Consider the following 22,737-nt stretch of genomic DNA (forward strand, 5'->3'; position numbering starts at 1 on the left):
CCCGGCCGAGCGGCCGGGGGCGGGTATCAAAGGCTCGGCAACAGCCGGGCCGGCAGCAGCGCGTTCAGGCAACCGCTGGCGAGCAACTGGCTGGCGGCCTCGATGTCAGGGGCGAAGAAGCGATCCTCCTGGTAGTACGGCACCTTGTCGCGCAGCAGGCGGCGAGCCTGCTCCAGCTTCGGCGAACTCTTCAGGCCCTCGCGGAAGTCCAGGCCCTGGCAGGCGCCCAGCCATTCCACGGCGAGAATCCCGCGGACGTTCTCGGCCATCGCCCAGAGCCGTTTGCCGGCGTTCGGCGCCATCGACACGTGGTCTTCCTGGTTGGCCGAGGTCGGCAGGCTGTCGACGCTGGCCGGATGGGCCAGGGCCTTGTTGTCGCTGGCCAGCGCGGCGGCGGTGACCTGGGCGATCATGAAGCCGGAGTTGACCCCGCCGTTGGCCACCAGGAACGGCGGCAACTGCGACATGTGCATGTCCATCATCAGCGAGATGCGCCGTTCCGACAGCGAACCGATCTCGGCCAGCGCCAGGGCCAGGTTGTCGGCGGCCATCGCCACCGGTTCGGCGTGGAAGTTGCCGCCGGAGATCACGTCGCCCTCGGCGGCGAATACCAGCGGGTTGTCGGAAACCGCGTTGGCTTCGATCTCCAGCACCTCGGCGGCCTGGCGCATCTGGGTCAGGCAGGCGCCCATCACCTGCGGCTGGCAACGCAGCGAATAGGGGTCCTGGACCTTGTCGCACTTCTCATGGGAACGCGCCACCTCGCTGCTGGCGGTGAGCAGGTCGCGATAGGCCGCGGCCACGTCGATCTGCCCACGCTGGCCGCGCGCGGCGTGGATGCGCGCATCGAACGGCGCCCGCGAACCGAGCATGGCCTCGACGCTGAGCCCGCCGCAGACGGTGGCGGCGGCGAACAGGTCCTCGGCCTCGAACAACCCGCGCAGCGCGTAGGCGGTCGATACCTGGGTGCCATTGAGCAGGGCCAGGCCTTCCTTCGCCGCCAGGGTCAGCGGCTCCAGCCCGGCCACCGCCAGCGCTTCGGCGGCCGGCAGCCACTCACCGCGATGGCGCGCCCGGCTTTCGCCGATCAGCACCAGCGACATGTGCGCCAGCGGCGCCAGGTCGCCGGAGGCGCCCACCGAGCCTTTCAGCGGGATGTGCGGATAGACCTCGGCGTTGATCAGCGCGATCAGCGCGTCGATCACCTTGCGGCGGATGCCGGAGAACCCGCGAGCCAGGCTGTTCACCTTGAGCAGCATGACCAGCCGCACCATAGCGTCGTCCAGCGCCTCGCCGACGCCGGCGGCATGGGACAGGACGATGGAACGCTGGAGCTTCTCCAGGTCGGCCGGGGAGATCCGCGTCGAGGCCAGCAGGCCGAAGCCGGTGTTGATGCCGTAGGCGGTGCGGCCCTCGGCGATGATGTTCTCGACACAGGCGACGCTGGCGGCGATCGGCGCGTCGGCGCTGGGATCCAGGCTCAGGCGCACGGGGGCCAGGTAGGCTTGGCGCAGGTCGGCCAGGGTCAGCTGGCCGGGTTTCAGATACAGGCTCATCGAAGGCTCCTTGTTCGGTTCGGCGGGCTCGGCAGCGCCGTCCGCCGGCGGCGTTTCATGGGATTGAAGGCGGCCGCGCCGCCCTGGAAATTCGTCTCAGGCCCCGTGCGCGGGACGTTCGAAGGCGCCGGGATCGGCCGGCAGGATCATTCGCGCCGGGGCCTGGCGCGTGGCCTTGCGCCGCGCCACCAGGTAGTAGAGGACCGCCGGCACCAGCAAGCCGATGATCCAGGAGATATCCACGCCGCCAAGGTGCTCGACCATCGGTCCGGTGTACAGCGTGGTCGCCAGGAACGGCATCTGCACCAGCACGCCGAGGGTATAGACGGCGATTCCCGGCAGGTTCCAGCGACCGTAGCGGCCGTCGGGGTCGGCCAGCGCGGGCACGTCATAGCGCTCGCGGGTGATGAAGTAGTAGTCGACCAGGTTCACCGCGCTCCACGGGGTGAAGAAGGTCAGCAGGAACAGGATGAAGGACTTGAACGCAGCGAGGAACGAGTGCTGGCCGAGCAGCGCGATGAGCGTCGAGGCGCCGACGATCGCGAGGACGAAGAACAGGCGTTGCACGCGGGTGATCTCCAGTTGACCGCGTACGCTGCTGATGATGGTCGCGATGCACATGAAGCTTCCGTAGGAGTTCAGCGTGGAAATGGTCACCTTGCCGAAGGCGATGCTGAAGTAGAGCAGCGCGGCGACGGTCCCGCTGCTGCCCAGGCCGACGATGTAGGCCACCTCGCGGCCGGCGAACTGACCGTTGGCCAGGGCTGCGGAGAACACCCCGAGGACCATCGAGGCCTGGGCGCCGAGCACCGAGCCGAGGCCGACGGCGAGGAAGGTCTTCCACGACGAGGTGGACGCCGGCAGGTAGCGTGAATAGTCGGCCACGTAGGGGCCGAAGGCGATCTGCCAGGACGCCGCCAGGGACACCGCGAGGAGGAACGAGGCCCAGCTGAAATGGCGGATGGCGAGCAGGTCGCCGATGTCGCTGAGCAGCATCAGGCGGCTGAACAGGTAGACGAAGGCGATGATGCCGAGGACGCTGGCGATCCGCCCGATGATGTGGATGACGCGATAGCCGAGCACCGTCACCAGGACGATGAGGGCGGCGAAGATGAAGATCCCGGCGCTGTCGCTGAGCCCGGTGAGCTGGCCGATGGCCTGGCCGGAAAGCACCGTGCCGGTGGCGGTGAAGCCCAGGTACATCAGGCACACCAGGGCGATCGGGATGCAGGCGCCGTAGACGCCGAACTGCACCCGGCTGGAAATCATCTGCGGCAGCCCCAGGCGCGGCCCCTGCGCGGCGTGCAGGGCCATCACCGCGCCGCCGAGGAGCTGGCCGATGAGCAGGCCGACCAGCGACCAGAACACGTCGCCGCCGAGGACCACGGCGAGGGCGCCGGTGACGATGGCGGTGATTTGTAGGTTAGCCCCCAGCCAGAGGGTGAACTGGCTGTAGAGGCGGCCGTGGCGCTCGTTCGCCGGGATGTAGTCGATCGAGCGCCGTTCGATCAGTGGCTTGCTGTCGCTGCCCTGGGTCATGCTGCTGTACTCCGCTGCGGCTCGCGCGCCGCCATTCTTGTTGTGGCCTGGTCGGGACAGTGGGCGGCCGCCCCCACGCCCCGCCGGCGTGGAGGCGGTTTCCGAGGTCAGCGCTGGGCGGTGATCATCGGCAGGTTCAGGCCCTGCTCCTTCGCGCAATCGATGGCGACCTGGTAGCCGGCGTCGGCGTGCCGCATCACCCCGGTCCCCGGGTCGTTGGTCAGCACGCGGGCGATGCGTTCGGCGGCCTCGTCGCTACCGTCGCAGACGATCACCATCCCGGAGTGCTGGGAGAAGCCCATGCCCACGCCGCCGCCGTGGTGCAGCGAGACCCAGGTGGCGCCGCTGGCGGTATTCAGCAGGGCGTTCAGCAGCGGCCAGTCGGACACCGCGTCGGAGCCGTCCTGCATGGCCTCGGTCTCGCGGTTGGGGCTGGCCACCGAGCCGGAGTCGAGGTGGTCGCGGCCGATGACGATCGGCGCGGACAGCTCGCCGCTGCGCACCATCTCGTTGAAGGCCAGGCCGAGCTTGGCGCGCAGCCCCAGGCCAACCCAGCAGATGCGCGCCGGCAGGCCCTGGAAGCTGATGCGCTCGCGGGCCATGTCCAGCCAACGGTGCAGGTGGGCATCGTCGGGGATCAGTTGCTTGACCTTGGCGTCGGTCTTGTAGATGTCCTGCGGGTCGCCCGACAGCGCGGCCCAGCGGAACGGACCGATGCCGCGACAGAACAGCGGGCGGATGTAGGCCGGGACGAAGCCGGGGAAATCGAAGGCATTGGCCACCCCCTCTTCCTTGGCCATCTGGCGGATGTTGTTGCCATAGTCGAAGGTCGGCACGCCCTGCTGCTGGAACGCCAGCATGGCCCGCACGTGTACCGCCATGGACTGCTTGGCGGCCTTGACCACGGCGGCCGGGTCGGTCTGCGCGCGGTCGCGGTACTCTTCCCAGCTCCAGCCGGCCGGCAGGTAGCCGTTGAGCGGATCGTGGGCGCTGGTCTGGTCGGTGACCATGTCCGGGCGTACGCCGCGGCGAACCAGTTCCGGAAGGATCTCGGCGGCATTGCCCAGCAGGGCGATGGAGATGGCCTTGCCTTCGGCGGTGTAGCGCTGGATCCGCGCCAGGGCGTCGTCCAGGTCCTTGGCCTGCTCGTCGACGTAGCGACTGCGCAGGCGGAAGTCGATGCGGCTCTGCTGGCACTCGATGTTCAGCGAACAGGCGCCGGCCAGGGTCGCCGCCAGCGGCTGGGCGCCGCCCATGCCGCCAAGGCCGGCGGTAAGCACCCAGCGGCCCTTGAGGTTGCCGTCGTAATGCTGGCGGCCAGCCTCGACGAAGGTTTCGTAGGTGCCCTGGACGATGCCCTGGCTGCCGATGTAGATCCACGAACCGGCGGTCATCTGGCCATACATCGCCAGGCCCTTGGCGTCCAGTTCGTTGAAGTGTTCCCAGGTCGCCCAGTGCGGCACCAGGTTGGAGTTGGCGATCAGCACCCGCGGCGCGTTGGCGTGGGTCTTGAACACGCCGACCGGCTTGCCGGACTGTACCAGCAGGGTCTCGTCGTCGTTCAGTTGCTTGAGGGTCTCGACGATCCTGTCGTAGCACTCCCAGTTGCGCGCGGCGCGGCCGATGCCGCCGTAAACCACCAGTTCCCTGGGGTTCTCCGCGACCTCCGGGTCGAGGTTGTTCATCAGCATGCGCAGCGGCGCTTCGGTCAGCCAGCTCTTGGCGGTCAGCGTAGTGCCGCGCGGGGCGCGGATTTCAATATCGCGGAATTTGCTCGGGGTGGTCACGGCAGGCTCCTGGGCGTGGCGTTCAACGGGCGGCGCCCCGCGAGGGTGCGCCTGAATTCGGGGACGAAGCAGAGGTCGGGCTGGGTCTACCGAACACATCTATGCTTGTACATACAAGTATAAGCAAAGGAAGGGCCAATTCTGCCGTCACGCCCTCCGGCGATATCTGCACACCCCCGTGAATCTCATTCAACCCACTGATTTTTCTGGAGTTAAGAATTAGCGAAGGTGGCCTCTTCTCCGGAAAAGGAACCTGCCGGAACGGCTCTGGATGCACGTGTTCGAAGCGTGCGCGCACCGGTTTGGGGCCTTCGGTAACATCGTTCAGCGCAATTGCGGGTAACCCCAGCCCTGCGCCTGACGCTCGTAGTCGAGGAGAATCCGGTAATGCTCCTCGCCGGCCGGGAGGAAGCTTTTCAGCGCCAGTGTCGCGGCCAGGTGCGGGCACTCGATCAGCGTCAGGTTCAGCGCTTCGAACAGCTCGCGGCGTTGCGCCGCACTCCAGTGCAGCGAGGTGATCAGCGGCAAGGCCGGGCTCGGCGCGCTGCGCCCGAGCACGCGCAGGCCGGCCAGACGCTCCGGTGCGTGGCGTTGCAGGTAGCCGAAGGTCACTGCATCCACCGAGGTCAGCTCGACCTCACCCGCCGCCACCATCGCCAGACTGCGCAGGTGGCCGCCGCTGATGCGCACTTCGGCGAAGAACGCCGAGTCTCGCCCCAGCGGCGCCAGCGCATGGCGCAGCAGGTTCATGCCGCTGTTGGAGTCGTGGTCGTTGAGCGCCAGGCGGGTATTGCGGAAGTCGCCGAGGCGCTGGCGCGCCTGTCCTTCGGCGGCGACGAACAGACTGCAATGCTCGCCGGGAGCGCAATCGGGCAAGTCGTAGCTGGGCACCGCGAGCACCGCCACCTGGCCGCGCAACTGGGTCATCAGCGGATAGCCGCAGGTCTGCGCGAACAGCAGGTTAGGCTGTCGCCACTGCACCGCCAGATCGGCGGCGGCCGGCGCGTAACGGCGCACGCCCAGGCGCCGGCAGACCTCGCCGATGAAGGTTGCGCCGGCCTGCCTGACGCAGTCCGGCTCGACATACATGTCCAGCGCCGCCACCACCGGGGTATCGATCATGCTCTCGTCCGCCTGCCTTCAATGCTCGGGATGCACCGGCGCATCCACCGGCCGCCAACCGTGGCGCCGCCATAGACGACCATAGCCGGGCAGGTGGAAATCGCCACTGCGTCGCCGGTAGGCACGGCGGCTTGCGTTATACACGCGCGGCAGCAGGTACCAGGGCAGGCCCGGCAGATCGTGGTGGACCAGATGCAGGTTGTTGTTGAGGAACAGCAGCCGCCACGGCCACCCCGCCTCGACCAGCACGCTGCGCTGCGCCGGCTCGCGGGCCGGACGGTGCTCGTAGAAAGAGCGCAGCATGCTCAGGCCGAGGGCCGGATAGGCCACCGCCGGCAGGTACAACCAGGGCGGGATGCCCGCCCAGCGCCAAAGCCCGGCCAGCAACCCGCCCAGCAGCACGGCATGCAGGCCCCACAGGCGCCAGGCGGCGCCCTCTCCCTGGCGCAACCGCGAACCCTCCAGGCGCGCCATCGCCGCCAGGGCCAGCAGCGGGCCGAGGGTGGCGCGACCGAGCAGGGTCTTGTCCAGGCAGAGCCAGCGCCGCCGCCAGGAGCCCAGGCGCGGCCATTCGGACAGACTGACGTAGCGACTCTCGGGGTCCAGCCCCGGGTAGGTCAGTTGCTCGTCGAGGTGGTGCCGCAAGTGGCTGTCACGGTACAGCGGATAGGGATACCAGACGGCCAGTGGCAGGTAGCCGAGCATGGCGTTGAACCTCGGCCAGCGGGTCGGGTGGCCATGGATCAGCTCATGCTGCAACGACATGTAGAGGGAGGCGAACGGCACCAGCCCCGCCAGCACCGGCCAGCCCCAATGCCGATACTGGCTGGCGAGCAGTGCCCAACCGCCGTACAGGCAGGCGATCAGCAGCCAGGTCGGCCATTCGCTGCGCGCCTGGAAGGTATCCTGGAGCCGCCGCACCTGGGTGCGCTGACGCCCGCTCAGGTAGTGCGCCATGAAGGCTGGCGAGGCTTACTTCAGGGAGGTATCGAGGCGCGCGGCGACTTCGGCCGGCACCCAGTGGCTCCAGATTTCGCGATGCTGGCGAAGGAACTGCGCACGCACCTCGCCGACCTCGCGATGATTCTGCGCCATGTCGGCGAGCAGCTCGTTGAACAGCGGCAAGGGGATCTCGACCTTGCGGAACAGCTCGACCAACGCCGGCGCCTTGTCATGGAAATCGCGGGAAACGCCAATGGTGATCTTCGCCGGCAACGAGCGGGAACCGATGGGGTCGGGGTTCTTCGGATCGGACAGGGTGGCCCAGGCCTTCTCGCTGAACGGCGGCTCTTCCAGTTGCACCAGCTTGAAACGGCCCATCAACGGAGTCGGCGACCAATAGTAGAAAAGCACCGGCTCACCGCGCCGGAAGGCCGCGCTGATCGCCGCATCCAGCGCCGGGCCGGTGCCGGTGCGGAAGTTCGTGTAGCTGTCCTGCAACCTGTAGGCCTTGAGCTTCTGGCTGTTGACGATCTCGCAGGTCCAACCGGTCGGGCAGTTGTAGAAACGCCCCTTGGCGGGCTCCTCGGGATCGCGGAACAGCGCCTTGTAGCGCGGCAGGTCGGCGACCGACCTCAACTCCGGCGCCTTCGCCTCGATGCCTCGTTGCGGGTCGCCCTTGACCAGGTACTCCGGCACCCACCAGCCCTCGGTGGCGCCCTTCACCGTCTCGCCGACGGAGAACACCTCGCCCGCCTCCTCCGCCGCGCGCCACACCGGGCTACGCCCGGCCCATTGCTCCCCGGTGACCTGGATATCGTTCTGGCGCAGGGCGTTTTCCATGGTCACGGTATTGCCCGGCAGCGCGTCGGTCTCGCAGCCGTAGCCTTTTTCCAGTACGTAGCGCAACAGGTCGGTGGTGAACATGCCGCTTTCCCAGTTCAGCCCGGCGAACACCACTTTGCCCGGGTACGGGCATTCCGCCGCGACGGCGGTCTGGCTGGCGAGGCTGGCGCCCAGGGCGAGGACGGCGAGGATCTGGCGAAGCGGGGGCATGCGGGTCTCCCGGTTGGAGTCGGACGGCATGCGGAACTATATAGGCATTAAAAATATTGGATTAATAACGTTTGGTTCTTTGGATAGACAAAAGCGCCTACCCTTTCGGTGTAGACGCTTTTTCCTGGCGGCGCCGGCAAATCACAGCGAATCGAGTTCCACCGCACAGACCCACGCCGGCTCGTGTGCCGTCAGGCGCCAATACTGCAAGCCCTGCAGTCCCTCGGCGCACAGGCAGTCGTGGGCAGCCAGTTGCCCGCGAGGTTGCCCTTGCAAGGAAATCGCTACCCCGCCCTGCTGGGCGAACAGCAGCAGCGTGCTCGCCGTGCCGTGCCAGTCCAGCTCGCCCTCGACCCGCAGCCATTGCAGGCGCGCGCGATGGCGCCGGGGCGCATAGATCAGGTTGAAGTCGCGGATAGCTCCATCGAGCAGGGTGCAGTGCACCTCACTGTCGCCGGAAAAGGCGAAGGCCTGCCGCGCGCGTAGCGGCGCGGATTCCGCGCCATCCACCCGCAGGCGCATGCCGCCGCCCTCCAGCACGCTGATGATCCGCTGGTAACCGGCGAAGCGGGAGAAGCCGCCGGACTCGCCGACATCGGCGATCGACAGGCGCCAGCCGAAGCCGTCCAGGCCGTCGCCGCCGTCGCGGGCGATCTCCTCGGTGGAGCCGGCGCCGTTCTTCCACGGCATTCTCGGGTAGTCGACGGCGCGCAGGATGCGGAATTCGCTCATGAGCTGAAGCGTCCTTCCAGACGGTGGCGGGAACCCGGGTGCAGCAGCCGCGCGGCGGTCACCGCGACACGCCCGGACCAGGTGCGGCGGCGGATCAGCAGGCACGGCTCGCCGCGTTCGATCTGCAACAGCTTGCACTCGGCCGGCTCGGCGAGGATCGCCTCGACCACATGCTCGCCCTCGGTGAGCGGCGCCACCTGGGTCAGGTAGGCATAGGGCGTTTGCCGGGTGAAATCCTGCTTGAGGTAGTCCGGCGCCACCGCGGCGTTCACGTAGCGGTCCTCGATCTGCACCGGGATATCGTTCTCGTAGTGCACGATCAGCGAGTGGAACACCCGCTGGCCTTCGCGCACGTCCAGTGCCAGGGCGCGCTCGGGGCCGGCGACCTCCTCGCCGAGGGTGATCACCTGGCAACGATGGCGATGCCCGCGGGCCGCGATCTCGTCGGCGATATTGTGCACCTCGAACAGTGCCGACTGGCCCTTGGGCTCGGCGACGAAGGTACCGACCCCCTGCATGCGCACCAGCAGGCCGTCGCTGGTCAGTTCGCGCAGGGCGCGATTGATCGTCATGCGACTGAAGCCGAGCTGGCTGACCAGTTCGCTCTCGGAGGGCACCCGGTGGTGCGGCGGCCAGGCGCCCGACTGGATCTGGCTGACGATCATCTGCTTGACCCGCGCGTAGAGCGGCGCCGGTACCTCGCCGAGTTGCGAGGCCAGCGGGGAACGATCGGAAGAAGAGGACGTCACGGAGAGACTCCTTGTCGAGGCGTCGATGAAGTGAGTTTACGCACCGCTTAATCGTCTGTATATGTATATACAAATAAAACAGACTGCGTGTGAGCTGATTATGTCCGCAATTTTCGCTGAACGTGCGTTGCTGCCGGAAGGCTGGGCGCGAAATGTCCGTTTCGAGATTTCCGCGGACGGAGTCCTCGCCGAGATTCGTCCCGACGCCAACGCCGACGGCGCCGAACGCCTCGGCGGCGCCGTGCTGCCGGGGATGCCCAACCTCCATTCGCACGCGTTCCAGCGCGCCATGGCCGGGCTCGCCGAAGTCGCCGGCAATCCCAACGACAGTTTCTGGACCTGGCGCGAGCTGATGTACCGGATGGTCGCTCGGCTGTCGCCGGAACAGATCGAGGTCATCGCCCGCCAGCTCTATATCGAGATGCTCAAGGCCGGCTACACGGCGGTGGCGGAATTCCACTACGTCCATCACGACCTCGACGGCCGCTCCTACGCCGACCCCGCCGAACTTTCCCTGCGCATCTCCCGCGCCGCCAGCGCCGCCGGCATCGGCCTGACCCTGCTTCCCGTGCTTTACAGCCACGCAGGCTTCGGCGGCCAGCCGGCCAGCGAGGGCCAGCGGCGCTTCATCAATGGCAGCGAGGCCTACCTGGAACTGCTCCAGCGCCTGCGCGCGCCGCTGGACGCGGCAGGCCACTCCCTGGGCCTGTGCTTCCACTCCCTGCGCGCGGTGACTCCGCAGCAGATCGCCACGGTCCTCGCCGCCGGCCACGACGACCTGCCGGTCCACATCCATATCGCCGAACAGCAGAAGGAAGTCGACGACTGCCTGGCCTGGAGCGGACGCCGGCCGTTGCAATGGCTGTACGAGAACGTCGCGGTCGACCAGCGCTGGTGCCTGGTCCATGCGACCCACGCCGACCCCGGCGAGGTGGCGGCGATGGCGCGTAGCGGCGCGGTGGCCGGCCTGTGCCTGAGCACCGAGGCCAACCTCGGCGACGGCATCTTCCCGGCGACGGACTTCCTCGCCCAGGGCGGGCGCCTGGGCATCGGCTCGGACAGCCACGTCTCGCTCAGCGTGGTCGAGGAACTCCGCTGGCTGGAATACGGCCAGCGCCTGCGCGACCGGAAACGCAACCGGCTGTACCGCGACGACCAGCCGATGATCGGCCGCACGCTCTACGACGCTGCTCTGGCTGGCGGCGCCCAGGCCCTTGGGCAGCCGATCGGTAGTCTCGCCGTGGGCCGTCGCGCCGACCTGCTGGTGCTCGACGGCAACGACCCCTACCTGGCCAGCGCCGAGGGCGACGCCCTGCTCAACCGCTGGCTGTTCGCCGGCGGCGACCGCCAGGTGCACGACGTGATGGTGGCCGGCAGATGGGTGGTGCGCGACGGCCGGCATGCCGGGGAAGAACGCAGCGCCCGGGCATTCGTCCAGGTGCTGGGAGAACTGCTCGACTGACCCTGCGCAGCGGCGGACAACCGCGTTGCGCTTATCCGCCCCACTCGTTCGAGCCGTCGGGCGCTAAACGCCGATACTTCCCACGCCAGCCGCCAGGCGTGAACGGCGCTGGAAAGAAAAAACGCCCCGGCGGGGCGTTCCTTCACTGGCTCCGCTTCAACTGGCCGTCGGGTACCCGCCAGATCAGCTCGTCCACCGCGTAACCGCGGCTGCGCGCTTCTTCCAGCAGACGCTCGCGGGTCTGCTGCGAAACCTGCGGGGTACGCGACAGCAGCCACAGGTATTCACGGTTCGGATTGCCCACCAGCGCGGTGCGGTAGTCGTCGTCCACCGCCAGCACCCAATAGTCGCCGCGCGCCACGTTGGGGAAGAGATTGGCGAACCAGTTGTCGAAGCGCACCCACAACTTGTCGGTGCGTCCCGGCTGCTGGGCGACCGCCCGCCCCTCCACCTGCTCCCACTCGCCATCCAGGGTCAGGCAGCGATTGATCACCTGGATGCTCTGGTCTTCCTGCAAGCGGTAATGCGCCTCCGATTGCGCGCAGTTGCGCTGGAAGAACATCGGCAAGCGCGCCAGTTCGTACCAGGTGCCCTGGTAGCGCTGGAGGTCGACCTGCTCGGTGGCCGGCGGATTCTTCGGCGAGCCCGCGCAACCGACCAGCAGCAAGCCCAGCCACAGGGTGCAGAGCACCCGGATCGGCAGACCGATCACTTGAGCCCCTGGCCGGAGAAGAGCAACGCCTTGTCGGCCGCGTACTGCACGCTGATGAAAGCCTTCTCGTCGCCCCAGGTGCAACTGGACATGCCCAGCGCGCCGGAGCACTCGGTGGGCTTGCCGAGGATCGCCTCGACCTCGGCCTTGCTCATGCCGGCCTTGAGCTTGGAATAGTTTTCCTGGTTGATCTTGCTGCAGGCGGCCAGGACGACGCAGAAAGCGACCACGGCCAGGGTACGGAACGACGCCATGAGGAACTCCTTGTTCGGGGAAGCGCTGCCCTACAGCTTGGCACACGCGGGGGAAATCCGGAGCCTTGGAGTCAGAAACGCGAACCGGGTTCCCTGAGGAACGCCGTCTCCTCCTCGCTGGAGGGGCGGCCGAGAATGGCGTTGCGATGGGGAAAGCGACCGAAGCGGGCGACTACCGCATGATGCCGCTCGGCATAGTCGTAGAAATCGTCGAAGGGCTTGCGCACGCTGCCACCGACCTGATCGCGCAGGTCGCGGAAGCAGGCTACCGCCCGCTCCTGGCTGGGCAGGTCCTCGGCGTGCTCCAGGACCAGGTAGGCGAACACCCGGCGCACCGGCGGCAACTGGCGGTCGAAGCCTTTTTCCAGGCCCTCGCGCACCACCCGTTGCGCCCGGGCGTCGCCGGCGTAGGCGCGCGGCGTGTCGCGGTAGATCATCCGCGGCAACTGGTCGAGCAACAGGATCAGCGCCAGCCAGCCATCGGCCTCGGCCGTCCACTCCTGCAAGCCGCCGTCCAGCGCCTGGTTCACCAGGTCGCCGAAACGGCCGCCGGCATCGGCGTCCTGGCAGACGTTCTTGCCGAACCACAGGCCGTTGCGCTGGGCAACCACCTCGGCGGCATCGCTGGAGGTGCCGAACCACCAGTCGAGCAAGGTCTCCCAGGGCGCGCTCATCGGCCTACTCCGCGTGGTAGCCGGTGATGCGCTCGACTTCCTGCTTCGAGCCGAGGAACACCGCGACACGCTGGTGCAGGTTCTCCGGCTTGATGTCGAGGATGCGCTGGGTGCCGTTGGTGGCGGCGCCGCCGGCCTGCTCGATGATGAACGACATCGGGTTGGCTTCGTACATCAGGCGCAGCTTGCCGGGCTTCTCCGGCTCGCGGGCGTCGCGCGGGTACATGAAGACGCCACCACGGGTCAGGATGCGGTGGACGTCGGCGACCATCGAGGCGATCCAGCGCATGTTGTAGTTCTTGCCCAGCGGGCCTTCCTTGCCGGCCAGCAGTTCTTCCACGTAGCGTTTCACCGGCGCTTCCCAGTGGCGCTGGTTGGACATGTTGATGGCGAACTCGGCGGTGCTTTCCGGCACGCTGATGTTGTCGTGGGTGAGGACGAAGCTGCCCAGCTCGCGATCCAGGGTGAAGCCCTTGACGCCATTGCCGAGGGTCAGCATCAGCATGGTCTGCGGGCCGTAGATGGCGTAGCCGGCGGCGACCTGGGTGGTGCCCGGCTGGAGGAAGGCTTCCTCGCGCAGGGTATCGTTCTGGTTCAGGTACTCGCTGGGGCAGCGCAGCACCGAGAAGATGGTGCCGACCGAGACGTTGACGTCGATGTTGCTGGAGCCGTCCAGCGGGTCGAAGACCAACAGGTAGGCGCCTTTCGGATAGCGCCCCGGAATCTGGTAGGGGTGGTCCATCTCCTCGGAGGCCATGCCGGCCAGGTTGCCGGCCCATTCGTTGGCTTCCAGCAGGATCTCGTTGGACATCACGTCCAGCTTCTTCTGCACCTCGCCCTGCACGTTCTCGGTGCCCATGCTGCCGAGTACGCCGCCCAGCGCGCCCTTGGACACCGCATGGCTGATTTCCTTGCAGGCACGCGCCACGACCTCGATGAGGAAGCGCAGGTCGGCCGGGGTGTTGTGGCTGCGGGTCTGCTCGATCAGATAGCGGCTCAGGGTAACGCGGGACATGGATGGCTCCGGAGAGAGGAAAAAACCCGCGCAGTTTAACGCGGAATTGGCGGTCACGCTTGACTCCGCGCAACCGCCGGTTGGAGATCGGCGGCGGTGGCGCGGTTCATTTCCGCGGCGCGCAACCGATCGACGGTCGTCAGCCGCGTCCCATCTCGCCGTTCAGGCTGGCCTGGACGATTTCCACCCAGTAGCCGTCGGGATCGCTGATGAAGGCCACGTTCTTCATGCCTCGGTCCAGCGGCTTGACGAAGTTCACCCCGAGCGTCTCGAAACGCTCGCAGGCCGCCACCAGGTCGGGCACCGAGAAGCAGATGTGGCCGAACCCGCGCGGGTCCTGGTTGCCGTTGTGGTACTGGCTGTCGTCGCTCTCGCTGCCCCAGTTGTGGGTCAGTTCGAGGACCGACTGGCGCCCGAAGGTATATCGCTGGCGCTCGTCAACCGCATCAGGCACTTCTTCGCCACGGGTCATGGCGAGGAAATACAGGGAGAAGCGGCCTTCCTCGAAATCCAGGCGACGCAGCAGGCGCATGCCGAGCACCCGCGAGTAGAAGTCGAGCGAGCGCTTCGGATCCTTGACCCGCAACATGGTGTGGTTGAACACGTATTCCTGGGTGATGGCGTCCGGCTCCATGCAGATGCCGGGCTGTACTTCGGTGTTGAAACTCATCGGGCGATTCCCTCGAACGAAACGGATCGGCAGTGTATGGCGGTCGACCGGGCGGCGAGTAACAGCGGGGTACTACTCTCTTGATGCCGGCGCGCGCCGATCGTTCCGTCGACGGGAAACGCGACCGGCGCCGCCCGGGCGCCGGCCGCCGTTTCAGAAGTCCAGGCTCAGCGCCAGGCTGACGCTCTGCTGGGTATCGTCCTCGCCCTTGCGCCAGTTGTAGCCGCCGCGCAGCGACAGCTCCGGCGCCAGCTTCTGGCTGAAGCCGAGGGAGACGCGGTTGAGGTGGTCCTGCGGGGTGTAGCCTTCGAGGGTGAAGCGATTGCCCGGCAGGCTGTTGAGGGACATGGTCAGGTCCTGGGTGTCGTCCTCGTACTCGCGTTCGTGGGCGTACTCGGCGAACAGCTGGGTATCGCTGCCGAACGCGTACTTGCCTTGCAGGCCGGCGCCCAGGCGCTTCGAGCTGCGCTTCTGGTCGTCGTAGTCGAGCGCGGTGGCGCTGGCGCCCTTCTCGGAATAGCCGTCGACCTCGACCCGCGCGTAGTCGGCGCTGACGAACGGCGACAGGTGCCAGGGACTGTCGGCCTGCTGGGCGATGTCGTAGCCCAGGCGCGCGCTGAACGCCCACAGGTGGCCGTTGGTGTCGCCTTTCTCGCTGCGCTCGCCGCCGCCCAGGGCGAACTTGCGCTTCAGGTCGTCGTAGTCGAGGTAGCCGCCGGTCAACGCCGCGTCGGCCCACCAGCGGTTTTCCTGGTACTGCACGAAGGCGCTGGCCATGTAGCTGTTCATCCGGTAGTCGGAATCCTTGGCGCCGGCTTCCAGCTTCTGCCGGTAGAAACCGGCGGCGACCCCGGCGCGCCAGGCCTCGTCGATGCGGTAGCTGCCACCAAGGGTCAGGTTGTAGCCATTGCCGTCGCCGCTGGCGGCGCTGTCCTGGGAGTCGAAGTCCAGGCGCTGGCCACCGCCGCCGACGAAGCCGCGCCACTGGCCGACGTTCTGCCAGTTCTCCCAGTCCGCCTGCCACTGGCTGCGCAGTTCGTCCTGGTAGGCACGCAGGGTGCCGTGGGCCATTTCCGGCAGCAGGGTCAACTCCCAGGGCGCCGACAGCAGCGAATAGGTGTAGTCGGCGATCAGGCGCTGGCCGGTGATGGTCGGGTGCACGCTGTCGTTGAACAGCAGTTTGCTCGGGTCGGGCGTGCTGCCGTTGATCCCGTAGGTCGGGTTCATGGTGCAGCCGTTGCCGCTGAAACAGGTGCCGATCAGGTTCTGGTCGGCGGCCAGGCCGAAGGAAGCCGGGTTGGCCATGCCTTCCTTGAGCAGCAGCGGGATGTTCAACGGAATGACGTTGGCGCCGGCCTGGCTCAACTGGGCGGTCAGCTCGGCGTTGAACGTGCCGCTGAGTTGGCTGGCGAAAGGCTGCAAGGGACCACCGAAGGTAGCCGGGGTCAGGCCCAGGTCGGGCAACAGCCAGACCACGATGTAGCGCGCGCCGGCCTGCTGCAGGGCCTGCACGCTATCCACCAGGCGACCGGCGGCCTGTTGGGCCTGGACGTCGTTGAGGATGCGCCCCTGGAGGAAGTCGTTGCCGCCGCCGGTGATGTAGTACAACGCGTTCGGATCGGCACCCAGGCCCTGGCGGGCACGGTCCACCAGGTAGCCATCGCGGCTGCGCAGGAGGGTATTGTCGCGCTCGATCAGCGAGCCGTTGGCCGCGGTGATCGAGTCGTAGATCTGATCGGTCCGGTAGCCGCCCACCGCCCAGTTGTTGCCGTCGGCGATGCCCTGCTGGGCGTTGACCGGCGAGGTCGAGGCAGCCAGGTCGCCCGGGGCGATGCCGAGCTGATTGCCGAGCAGCATGGGCGCGGTCGGTCCGAAGATCTCGCCGCTGCCGTTCTGGTAGGTCGGGCCGACCCGGTTGGTGAAACGCGAGGTGCTTCCGGCGGGGCCGGCAGGATCGGGGAACTGCCCGGCATCGCTGAGGCTGTCGCCGAACACCACCAGCGTCGAATAGGGCGAAGGAGCAGCCTGCGGGGCGGTGGACAGCGAAGCCAGCAGGCAGGCCGCTACCAGTGGCTTGAGCGCCATTCTGATCATTCTCTTACTCCGTGATTTGTTTTTATTGTCGGGCCGCCGCGTCGTCGGCATGCGCCCCGGGGCCCGTCGTAAAGCCTCCTCAGCCGAACAGCATAGCGCGGAACCGGCTCATGGCTTGTTCGGCGAGGAACGCAGCAGGCTCATTGCCATTATTACCAGCAGAGCGACCCCCAGCAGAAGTACCGCCCACAGGCCGATCTTCTTCCAGTCGCTACCCGGTGCCGGCGCCGCGGCCGCCATGGCCACCTCCAGCGGTTCGCCCAGGCTGGCGCTACCCAGGGTGGCGCGCTTGCTCTCGGTATAGCCGGGAATCAGTACGCCGAGCGGCAGCGCCGCCGACTGCGCGCCGGGCTTGCCGAACGCCAGCCGGTACGGCGGGCTGCCGCGCACCAGGAACACCAGTTCGCTGGCCGGCAGGCCGACACTCAGGGACGGGACCTCCGGGCCCAGGCCGGTACCTCGTTGGTCCACCTGCAGACGCAGCTCGCGCACCGCCCAGCCCGGCAGTTCCAGCTCGTTCTGCTGTACGTTGCGGCCGTCGATCGGCAGCCGGTAGAGGACCCCGCGTGCCAGGCTGCTCCAGGCGGCCTCCCGGCGCGGCGAAGCGTTCTCCGTACGATCACGGCCGGACAGTTCCACCGGGACGATGGTGTGGGTCAGCGCCTGCTCCAGGGACACCCGCACCCGCTGCAACGGCAACGCCAGCGGCAACTGCCAGCGGTACTCGCCGTCCCCTGCCTGGCGCCCGGCCAGCGGCTCGGACCAGATCATCGGCGCCGGCTCGGTGCTCCGCGTGCTGCCTTGCAGGCGGGCGCCATGGAGGTCTGCCGCGGTTGCCCCGGCCGGCCAGGCCAGACGCAGGTAGCGGGCCTGGCGGCCGGGAAGCTTGACCTCGCTGACGTCGATGCGTTCGCCGTTGAAGGTCAAGCGGGCGATCTGTCCGTCACCCCAGGCCTGCCAATGCTCGAGGTCGTCGCTGGCTTCCACGGAGAAGCGCTGGAAGCCCTCCTCCGGGCTGCTCCAGTCCAGCCGCAGGCGCTCCAGGGGAAACGTCACCGCGCTCGCGTCGATCAGCCAGCCGCGCAAAGTCTCGGCAGCCGGCCCGGCGTTTTCCGGCAGCACCTCGACTATGGTGCCGCTGGTGTTGCGCTGCACCCGCAGGTTCGGTTGCGTCGCGTCGGCGGCGGACGTGCCTCGCAACGGGAACAGCCGCACCTCGGCCTCATGCGGCGTGCTGGCCTGGCGTTCGCTGCCGGCCACCAGGGCGTAGGGCAAGGCCTCGCCCTCGGCATCGAAGACCCGCAGGTCGCGCAGGTCGGCATGAGCAGCCGACAACTGCACGCTCATCGGGATGCTCAGGCGATACCAGGGACCTTCGCCCTGCAGCGACAGCGCCACCTGGCGGCTGAAACCTTCGGCAGACTCCTTCGCCGACAGCGGCAGGGACAGGCAGGCGCCCAGCAGGAGCAGGCCGGCGGTTCTGAACGAAAAGGAGCGCGTCATGGCTGCTCGGCCTCCGATGCGACCTCGGCACGACGCGGAGGCAAGGGTGAGAAGTAGCCGACGACCAGCAACAGGACGCCGACCCCGATGAAGGAGATGATTCGCTCCAGGCTGCCGCTGTTGCCCAGCTCGACGAAGAACAGCTTGACCACCACGACGCCGACCAGCGCCGCGCCGACCATCCACAGGTCGCGCCGGCCGAGACGGGTACCGGCGATGGTCAGGCCCAGCGCGCAGAGCGTCCAGACCAGCGACAGCCCCGCCTGCACCAGCATCGACGCGGCCAGCGCCTCGGCCTGGAACGGCACGCCGGCCAGGTGGTGCGCGGCGCGGCACACCGCCAGGGTCAGCAGGGCGAACAGCGAGGCGCCGGCCAACGCCTGGCGCCCCAGGCGCGCGCTGGCATTGCCATCGACGAGCGAGGCCAGGCTGGCGTCGCTCCAGCGGTAGAGGGCGAACAGCACGATCAGCAGCCCCAGTTCCAGCGGGTTGGCCAGCGGCAGGTAAGGCAGCGGCTCGGCGGCGCCGTCGCTGAGCAGGTTGGCGCTCCAGAACCAGCCGAGCAGCAACAGCGCCACCGGCGCAGCGGCGAGCAGCCGATACTCCCGCGGGAAGTCGCGCAGCGGCCAGGGCAGGCTCCGCCCGCCAGCCATCAGCAGCAGGTAGGCGCTCGGGACCAGCGCCCAGCCCAGCCAACGCCAGGCGTTGTACTGTTCGGCGAGCAGGGCGAACAGGTAGCGCAGCTCCAGCGCCAGCACCCCTAGCAACAGCCAGCAACCGAGCACATGGGCAACGCTCAGGGCCTTCGCCGGCAGCAACGGGGCAAGGCGTCGCAGCGACAGCAGGTGCGTGGCGAACAGCAGCGGCCAGGCCAGCCAGCCGAATTCGCCGAACGGCTGGTAATCGAAACGCCAGGCACTGGCCAGGGCCAACAGCGCCACCGGGACCAGCGCCAGGCACAGCAGGGCCAGTTCGCGCCAGCGCTCGCGCAGCGCCAGCAGCATCCACGACGCCACTGTCGCCGCGGCCACCAGCAGCAACGAATGCTCGCGCAGGCCATAAGGCACGAAGCGGACGGTTTCGCACAGCGCGGTCAGCGCCCACCAGCCGGCTCCCCAGAGCAGCAGCAGGTGCGACAGCTCGGCCAGGCCGAGGGTACCGATACCCAGCGCCCGCTCGCGCTCGCCGGCGCGGCGCAGCCGCCAGGCGCCGACCAGCGCCGCCAGGGCCAGCACTGCCGGCGTCCAGAACCCGGAATGGGCCAGGGGCCGCAGGCCTTCGCCGCTCAGCGAGCCGAACAGCGACGGCCCGGCGAGGAGGAACGCCAGGCCGCCCACTACCTGCAAGGCGAGGCCGAAGTAGAAGCTCAGGCGCTGGCGCAGCACCAGGCTCAGCCAGATGATCAGCAGCCCGCTACCGGCCCATACCGCGCTGGCGCTGCGCCAAGGCAGGACGAACAGCACTGCCAGGTTGACGAACGCCAGACCGACCAGCAGCACCAGGCTCAAGCCCATGAGCAGCCGACTGTCGTCCTTCACCAGCGGGTCGCGCGCCGCCAGCAGCATGCCGCCGATCAGCGCCAGGCCAATCAGCGAGGCGGTCATCAAGCCACGCCAGCCCGAGTCGAATACCCCACCCTGGCCATCGCCGCCCTGCAAATGCAGGAGGAACAGCGCACCGCCCAGCAGTTGCACGGCGAAGGCGCAGAACAGGAAGGTACGCGAGCCCAGGCGCAAGCCGGCGAACAAGCTCGCCAGGCCGGCCACGGCCCAGGCGATGGCGGTGCCGTCGACGGCCAGGCAGAGCGGTGCGACCAGGTAGAGGAAGGCCAGGCCGGCGGCCGCCAGCAACGGCCGGCAGGCCGGCTCCCAGTCGGCCAGCGCTTTCGCCGGCGCGCGACGCAGCTGCCAGAAGCTGAACAGCGCCGCCGCACCGAGCATCAGCGCGCCCAGCGGCGAACCCTCCAGCAACGTCGTCTCACCCGGCCGCACGCCATTCAGGTAGGCCAACGCCGCACCGCCCTGCAACAGCAGGGCGAAGAGCCGCGCCAGGCGGCGTTGCTGGTGCAGGCCGAGCCAGTAGATGCCGGCGCCCTCGACGGCCCAGGCGGCCGAGGTCCAGCGCGCGTCCAGGCCGAGCGGAATGGCCAGGGTACCGAAGACCACCCCCAGCGCCAGGCAGATTTCCACCAGCAGGCTGGTGCGTCCGGCCGAAGCATGGCCGCGCAGCACCCGCGCCAGAACCATGTAGAAGAGCCCCAGGGCCAGGGCGCTGAAGGCCATGCCGAAGTCGATGTGGCCGATCACCGCGCATTGCAGGCCGAACCCCACCAGTGGCGGGCCGAACAGCACGGTGGCGTCGATGTAGTCGGCCTGTCGCGCCGACCAACGCAGCAGTTCGCCGCGCTCGGCAGGCGCCTGCGCGGCCTCCAGCAGCTTGCGGCGGGCGAAGAGCAGGCCGATCCCGACGTACATCAGGAAGAACAGGGCCAGGAACGGCTCGGTGCTGGCGAACAGCTCCGGTGTATAGGAGCGCAGTCCCCAGGCGAAACCGATGCCGAAGGTGCCGACGAAGCCGACCAGGTTGAGCGGCCGCCAGGCGCGGAACCAGGCGATGGCGAAGATGCCGGCGTTGAGCAGGGCGAAGTAGCTGAACAGCGCTACATGGTTGCCGCTGCCGGTGGAGGTCAGGATCGGCGCGGCGAAGCCGCCGAGCGCCGCCACCACCGCCAGGCCCATGGCGTTCTGCAGCACGGCGAGGATCGCCGAGCAGATCGTCACCACCACCAGCAGGGCCAGCGCCGCGCCGGGAGAGATCAGCGGATGCAGGCGCATGGCGGCGAAGATGGTCAGGTACAGCACCGCGATACCGGTGCCTTGCAGGATCAGGCCGTAGGCGGCGCGCCGCTCGCGCAACCACCAGCCGACGCCGAGCAGCGCCATCGCTGCCAGCGCCACCCCGGCGTAGCGGTACTCCACCGGCACCGCCACCCGTTCCGAGGCGTAGCGCAGGAGGAAGGCCAGGCCGATGAACAGCAGCACCACGCCGATGCGCAATACCGTGTTGCCGCCGAACAGCCAGCCCTTGGCCGCGGCGAAGCCACGCTCGACCAGCGAGGGTTCGCGTGGAGGCGCTGGAGGGGCGGCACGGCGCGGCGCTGGCTGGGCGTCAGGCTGGAACGCCGGCTGACGCTCGATGGGCTGGACGGACTCGGGGGGACGAGGCGGAGGCGGCGCAGCCTCGACGGCCGGCAGCTCGATGTCCCAGTCCAGCGGCGGGGCAACCTCGGCGGAAGGAGCGGGAGGCGTGTCTGCGAGCGGCTGGTCGATGCCGGCGGCCGGCTCGGGAACGCTTTCGGGAAGGTCCTGCGCCTGGCGCTCCACGCGCAGCAGGCGCTGGTGGATGACCTCGGTGCCGCGCTCGAAGCGTTCGGCGAATTCGCTCATCTGCTTGCGCAGGCGCTCGTTCTGTTGCGCCAGGTTCTGCAGCGAGACGGCCTGTCCCAGGGCCAGGCCGGAGAGGCCGCCGAGGAGTGCGCCGACCAGCGATTCCCCGGCGAAGCCGCCGAGGATCAGGCCCACCAGCATGAAAATCCATTGCATGCGTCGAATCCTTGATCAAGAGGTACCACGATCCACTGATACCTGCCCTGGCCATCCTGCCAGAGCGGAACCCGCGCCGGGAGTATACAACCCGCATTCCCGAGATTCGACGCATTCCGACGCCCGCCCCGTGGCGAGCTACCTCTTCCTGGCGATGAACTGGACCACACAGGCCGCGCCGGTGTGGAAACGGCCCTCGACCACCTCGCGCTCGATTTCCCGCGCCAGCAGCACCTCGCACTCCGGCAGCTCCGCCTCCAGCGCCGCGCGGCTCACCAGCATGTCGACGTCCGCCGGGCCGCCGGTGCCGCGGCCGAGCTGTTCCGGCCGATAGGCCTCCAGCAGGAAGAGACCGCCCGGTCGCAGCGAACGCTCCAGCAGGCGGTTGAGTCTGCCGCGCACGCGACTGGGCAGGTGCGCGAAGATCGACACCACCGCGCCGAACGCCGCTGCCGGCGGTTCGTAGTCCGCCAGGTCGACCACCAGGGTGTCGATCGACACGCCTTTCGCCTCGGCCAGCCGGCGCGCCTTGGCCAGGCCGACGGCGGAGCCGTCCACGCCAAGCACCTCCAGCCCCAGCGAAGCGAGGAACACCGCGTTGCGCCCCTCGCCCTCGGCGACGCTCAACACCGGCCCGGCCAGCCGCTGCGCATGTTCCTTCAGGAAAGCGTTGGGTTCGGTTCCGTAGACATACTCTTCGGCGGCATAGCGTTCGTCCCACATGAGGTTCACCTCGTCTGTATTTCGTCACGGCCCAGGTGCCGAAACGCTAGTCTTCCACTTCAAGTCGACTTGAGGTCAAGGGCATGCGGCAACTGGACATAGGCGAGGTCGCGCGACGATCCGGGGTACCGGCCTCGACCCTGCGCTACTACGAGGAAAAGGGACTGATCGCCTCCAGCGGCCGGCACGGCCTGCGCCGGCTGTTCGATGCAGGCGTGCTGGAGCGGCTGGCGCTGATCGGGCTGGGCCGCGCCGCCGGGTTGTCGCTGGACGAGATTGCCGGCATGGGCGCAGCCGACGGCGCGTTGCGGATCGACCGCGCGGCGCTGGCGGCCAAGGCCGACGAACTGGACCGGACGATCCGCCGCCTCGCCGCCATGCGCGACGGCCTGCGGCATGCCGCGGCCTGTCCGGCGCGCGAACACATGGACTGCCCGACGTTCCGCCGCCTGCTGCGGGCCGCTGCCGCGGGGGCCATCAAGCCACGCCGGAAAGCGCCCGGCGCATAGCAAAACGGCCGGCAGGCCGGGCACCCCTGCCCTACCTGC

Annotated in this window: 19 protein-coding genes; 2 read left to right on the forward strand and 17 right to left on the reverse strand. The window is 68.3% G+C overall.

What is annotated here, in order from left to right:
* Nucleotides 1-26: 26 nt before the first annotated feature.
* The 8 genes from hutH to hutC form a co-directional block, all read right to left on the reverse strand.
* Entirely contained in the window at nt 27-1,556 is a 1,530-nt protein-coding gene (gene hutH / locus M6E97_RS22515) for a histidine ammonia-lyase (protein ID WP_033991499.1), read from the reverse strand.
* Between the two features lie 96 nt (nt 1,557-1,652).
* On the reverse strand, nt 1,653-3,095 hold the full coding sequence (locus M6E97_RS22520; protein ID WP_034005275.1) for a purine-cytosine permease family protein: 1,443 nt from the start codon (nt 3,093-3,095) through the stop codon (nt 1,653-1,655).
* Nucleotides 3,096-3,202: 107 nt separating this feature from the next.
* On the reverse strand, nt 3,203-4,882 hold the full coding sequence (gene hutU / locus M6E97_RS22525; protein ID WP_003095958.1) for a urocanate hydratase: 1,680 nt from the start codon (nt 4,880-4,882) through the stop codon (nt 3,203-3,205).
* A 324-nt stretch (nt 4,883-5,206) separates the two neighbouring features.
* A complete protein-coding gene (locus tag M6E97_RS22530; protein WP_009314428.1) occupies nt 5,207-6,004 on the reverse strand; it encodes a phosphate/phosphite/phosphonate ABC transporter substrate-binding protein in 798 nt (265 codons plus the stop codon).
* Between the two features lie 18 nt (nt 6,005-6,022).
* The gene (locus tag M6E97_RS22535) at nt 6,023-6,961 is read right to left on the reverse strand and encodes a fatty acid desaturase (protein WP_033937878.1); all 939 of its coding nucleotides are present in this window, start codon (nt 6,959-6,961) and stop codon (nt 6,023-6,025) included.
* 15 nt (nt 6,962-6,976) lie between these two features.
* The gene (locus tag M6E97_RS22540) at nt 6,977-7,999 is read right to left on the reverse strand and encodes an ABC transporter substrate-binding protein (protein ID WP_003101766.1); all 1,023 of its coding nucleotides are present in this window, start codon (nt 7,997-7,999) and stop codon (nt 6,977-6,979) included.
* Nucleotides 8,000-8,140: 141 nt separating this feature from the next.
* Nucleotides 8,141-8,731: a HutD family protein gene (locus tag M6E97_RS22545; protein ID WP_024947545.1), complete on the reverse strand. Its 591-nt coding sequence runs from the start codon at nt 8,729-8,731 to the stop codon at nt 8,141-8,143.
* Nucleotides 8,728-9,480: a histidine utilization repressor gene (gene hutC / locus M6E97_RS22550; RefSeq protein WP_003095970.1), complete on the reverse strand. Its 753-nt coding sequence runs from the start codon at nt 9,478-9,480 to the stop codon at nt 8,728-8,730. Before hutC ends, M6E97_RS22545 begins: the two co-directional genes overlap by 4 nt.
* A gap of 100 nt (nt 9,481-9,580) precedes the next feature.
* Between hutC and M6E97_RS22555 the strand changes: the two genes are divergently transcribed.
* Entirely contained in the window at nt 9,581-10,942 is a 1,362-nt protein-coding gene (locus M6E97_RS22555) for a formimidoylglutamate deiminase (protein WP_034005273.1), read from the forward strand.
* Between the two features lie 142 nt (nt 10,943-11,084).
* Here the strand turns inward: M6E97_RS22555 and M6E97_RS22560 are convergent, their stop codons facing one another.
* From M6E97_RS22560 to M6E97_RS22600, 9 genes are all read right to left on the reverse strand, one after another.
* Complete coding sequence (locus M6E97_RS22560; RefSeq protein ID WP_003110174.1) at nt 11,085-11,654, reverse strand: lipocalin family protein; 570 nt, start codon at nt 11,652-11,654, stop codon at nt 11,085-11,087.
* The gene (gene bamE, locus M6E97_RS22565) at nt 11,651-11,908 is read right to left on the reverse strand and encodes an outer membrane protein assembly factor BamE domain-containing protein (RefSeq protein WP_003095983.1); all 258 of its coding nucleotides are present in this window, start codon (nt 11,906-11,908) and stop codon (nt 11,651-11,653) included. Before bamE ends, M6E97_RS22560 begins: the two co-directional genes overlap by 4 nt.
* A 71-nt stretch (nt 11,909-11,979) precedes the next feature.
* On the reverse strand, nt 11,980-12,582 hold the full coding sequence (locus M6E97_RS22570; RefSeq protein WP_003101790.1) for a DUF924 family protein: 603 nt from the start codon (nt 12,580-12,582) through the stop codon (nt 11,980-11,982).
* 4 nt (nt 12,583-12,586) lie between these two features.
* Nucleotides 12,587-13,597 (reverse strand): class 1 fructose-bisphosphatase, encoded by a 1,011-nt coding sequence (locus M6E97_RS22575; RefSeq protein WP_003110175.1) that lies wholly within the window; start codon nt 13,595-13,597, stop codon nt 12,587-12,589.
* A gap of 139 nt (nt 13,598-13,736) precedes the next feature.
* Complete coding sequence (gene gloA / locus M6E97_RS22580) at nt 13,737-14,267, reverse strand: lactoylglutathione lyase (protein WP_003101793.1); 531 nt, start codon at nt 14,265-14,267, stop codon at nt 13,737-13,739.
* Nucleotides 14,268-14,420: 153 nt separating this feature from the next.
* Nucleotides 14,421-16,361 (reverse strand): esterase EstA, encoded by a 1,941-nt coding sequence (gene estA, locus M6E97_RS22585; protein WP_003115524.1) that lies wholly within the window; start codon nt 16,359-16,361, stop codon nt 14,421-14,423.
* A gap of 108 nt (nt 16,362-16,469) precedes the next feature.
* Entirely contained in the window at nt 16,470-17,864 is a 1,395-nt protein-coding gene (locus M6E97_RS22590) for a DUF3999 domain-containing protein (RefSeq protein WP_003141838.1), read from the reverse strand.
* Nucleotides 17,861-21,466, reverse strand: a complete 3,606-nt coding sequence (locus M6E97_RS22595; protein ID WP_033937882.1) for a DUF2339 domain-containing protein — start codon at nt 21,464-21,466, stop codon at nt 17,861-17,863. The genes M6E97_RS22590 and M6E97_RS22595 overlap by 4 nt, the downstream gene beginning before the upstream one ends.
* Before the next feature lie 138 nt (nt 21,467-21,604).
* Entirely contained in the window at nt 21,605-22,189 is a 585-nt protein-coding gene (locus tag M6E97_RS22600; protein ID WP_003110179.1) for an SAM-dependent methyltransferase, read from the reverse strand.
* Nucleotides 22,190-22,272: 83 nt separating this feature from the next.
* On the opposite strand from M6E97_RS22600, the gene M6E97_RS22605 reads away from it, so the two are divergent.
* The gene (locus tag M6E97_RS22605; protein ID WP_003114472.1) at nt 22,273-22,698 is read left to right on the forward strand and encodes a helix-turn-helix domain-containing protein; all 426 of its coding nucleotides are present in this window, start codon (nt 22,273-22,275) and stop codon (nt 22,696-22,698) included.
* The last annotated feature ends 39 nt before the right edge of the window (nt 22,699-22,737 follow it).

The organism is Pseudomonas sp. B111 (assembly GCF_026428275.1).
Taxonomy (GTDB): Bacteria; Pseudomonadota; Gammaproteobacteria; order Pseudomonadales; family Pseudomonadaceae; genus Pseudomonas; species Pseudomonas aeruginosa.

Coding starts and splice junctions, on each gene's coding strand:
- M6E97_RS22590 (WP_003141838.1), bottom strand. CDS start 17,864: ATGACGCGCTCCTTTTCGTTCAGAACCGCCGGCCTGCTCCTGCTGGGC.
- M6E97_RS22520 (WP_034005275.1), bottom strand. CDS start 3,095: ATGACCCAGGGCAGCGACAGCAAGCCACTGATCGAACGGCGCTCGATC.
- M6E97_RS22530 (WP_009314428.1), bottom strand. CDS start 6,004: ATGATCGATACCCCGGTGGTGGCGGCGCTGGACATGTATGTCGAGCCG.
- gloA (WP_003101793.1), bottom strand. CDS start 14,267: ATGAGTTTCAACACCGAAGTACAGCCCGGCATCTGCATGGAGCCGGAC.
- M6E97_RS22545 (WP_024947545.1), bottom strand. CDS start 8,731: ATGAGCGAATTCCGCATCCTGCGCGCCGTCGACTACCCGAGAATGCCG.
- M6E97_RS22575 (WP_003110175.1), bottom strand. CDS start 13,597: ATGTCCCGCGTTACCCTGAGCCGCTATCTGATCGAGCAGACCCGCAGC.
- M6E97_RS22535 (WP_033937878.1), bottom strand. CDS start 6,961: ATGGCGCACTACCTGAGCGGGCGTCAGCGCACCCAGGTGCGGCGGCTC.
- M6E97_RS22600 (WP_003110179.1), bottom strand. CDS start 22,189: ATGTGGGACGAACGCTATGCCGCCGAAGAGTATGTCTACGGAACCGAA.
- M6E97_RS22570 (WP_003101790.1), bottom strand. CDS start 12,582: ATGAGCGCGCCCTGGGAGACCTTGCTCGACTGGTGGTTCGGCACCTCC.
- M6E97_RS22555 (WP_034005273.1), top strand. CDS start 9,581: ATGTCCGCAATTTTCGCTGAACGTGCGTTGCTGCCGGAAGGCTGGGCG.
- M6E97_RS22605 (WP_003114472.1), top strand. CDS start 22,273: ATGCGGCAACTGGACATAGGCGAGGTCGCGCGACGATCCGGGGTACCG.
- estA (WP_003115524.1), bottom strand. CDS start 16,361: ATGATCAGAATGGCGCTCAAGCCACTGGTAGCGGCCTGCCTGCTGGCT.
- M6E97_RS22595 (WP_033937882.1), bottom strand. CDS start 21,466: ATGCAATGGATTTTCATGCTGGTGGGCCTGATCCTCGGCGGCTTCGCC.
- M6E97_RS22540 (WP_003101766.1), bottom strand. CDS start 7,999: ATGCCCCCGCTTCGCCAGATCCTCGCCGTCCTCGCCCTGGGCGCCAGC.
- bamE (WP_003095983.1), bottom strand. CDS start 11,908: ATGGCGTCGTTCCGTACCCTGGCCGTGGTCGCTTTCTGCGTCGTCCTG.
- hutH (WP_033991499.1), bottom strand. CDS start 1,556: ATGAGCCTGTATCTGAAACCCGGCCAGCTGACCCTGGCCGACCTGCGC.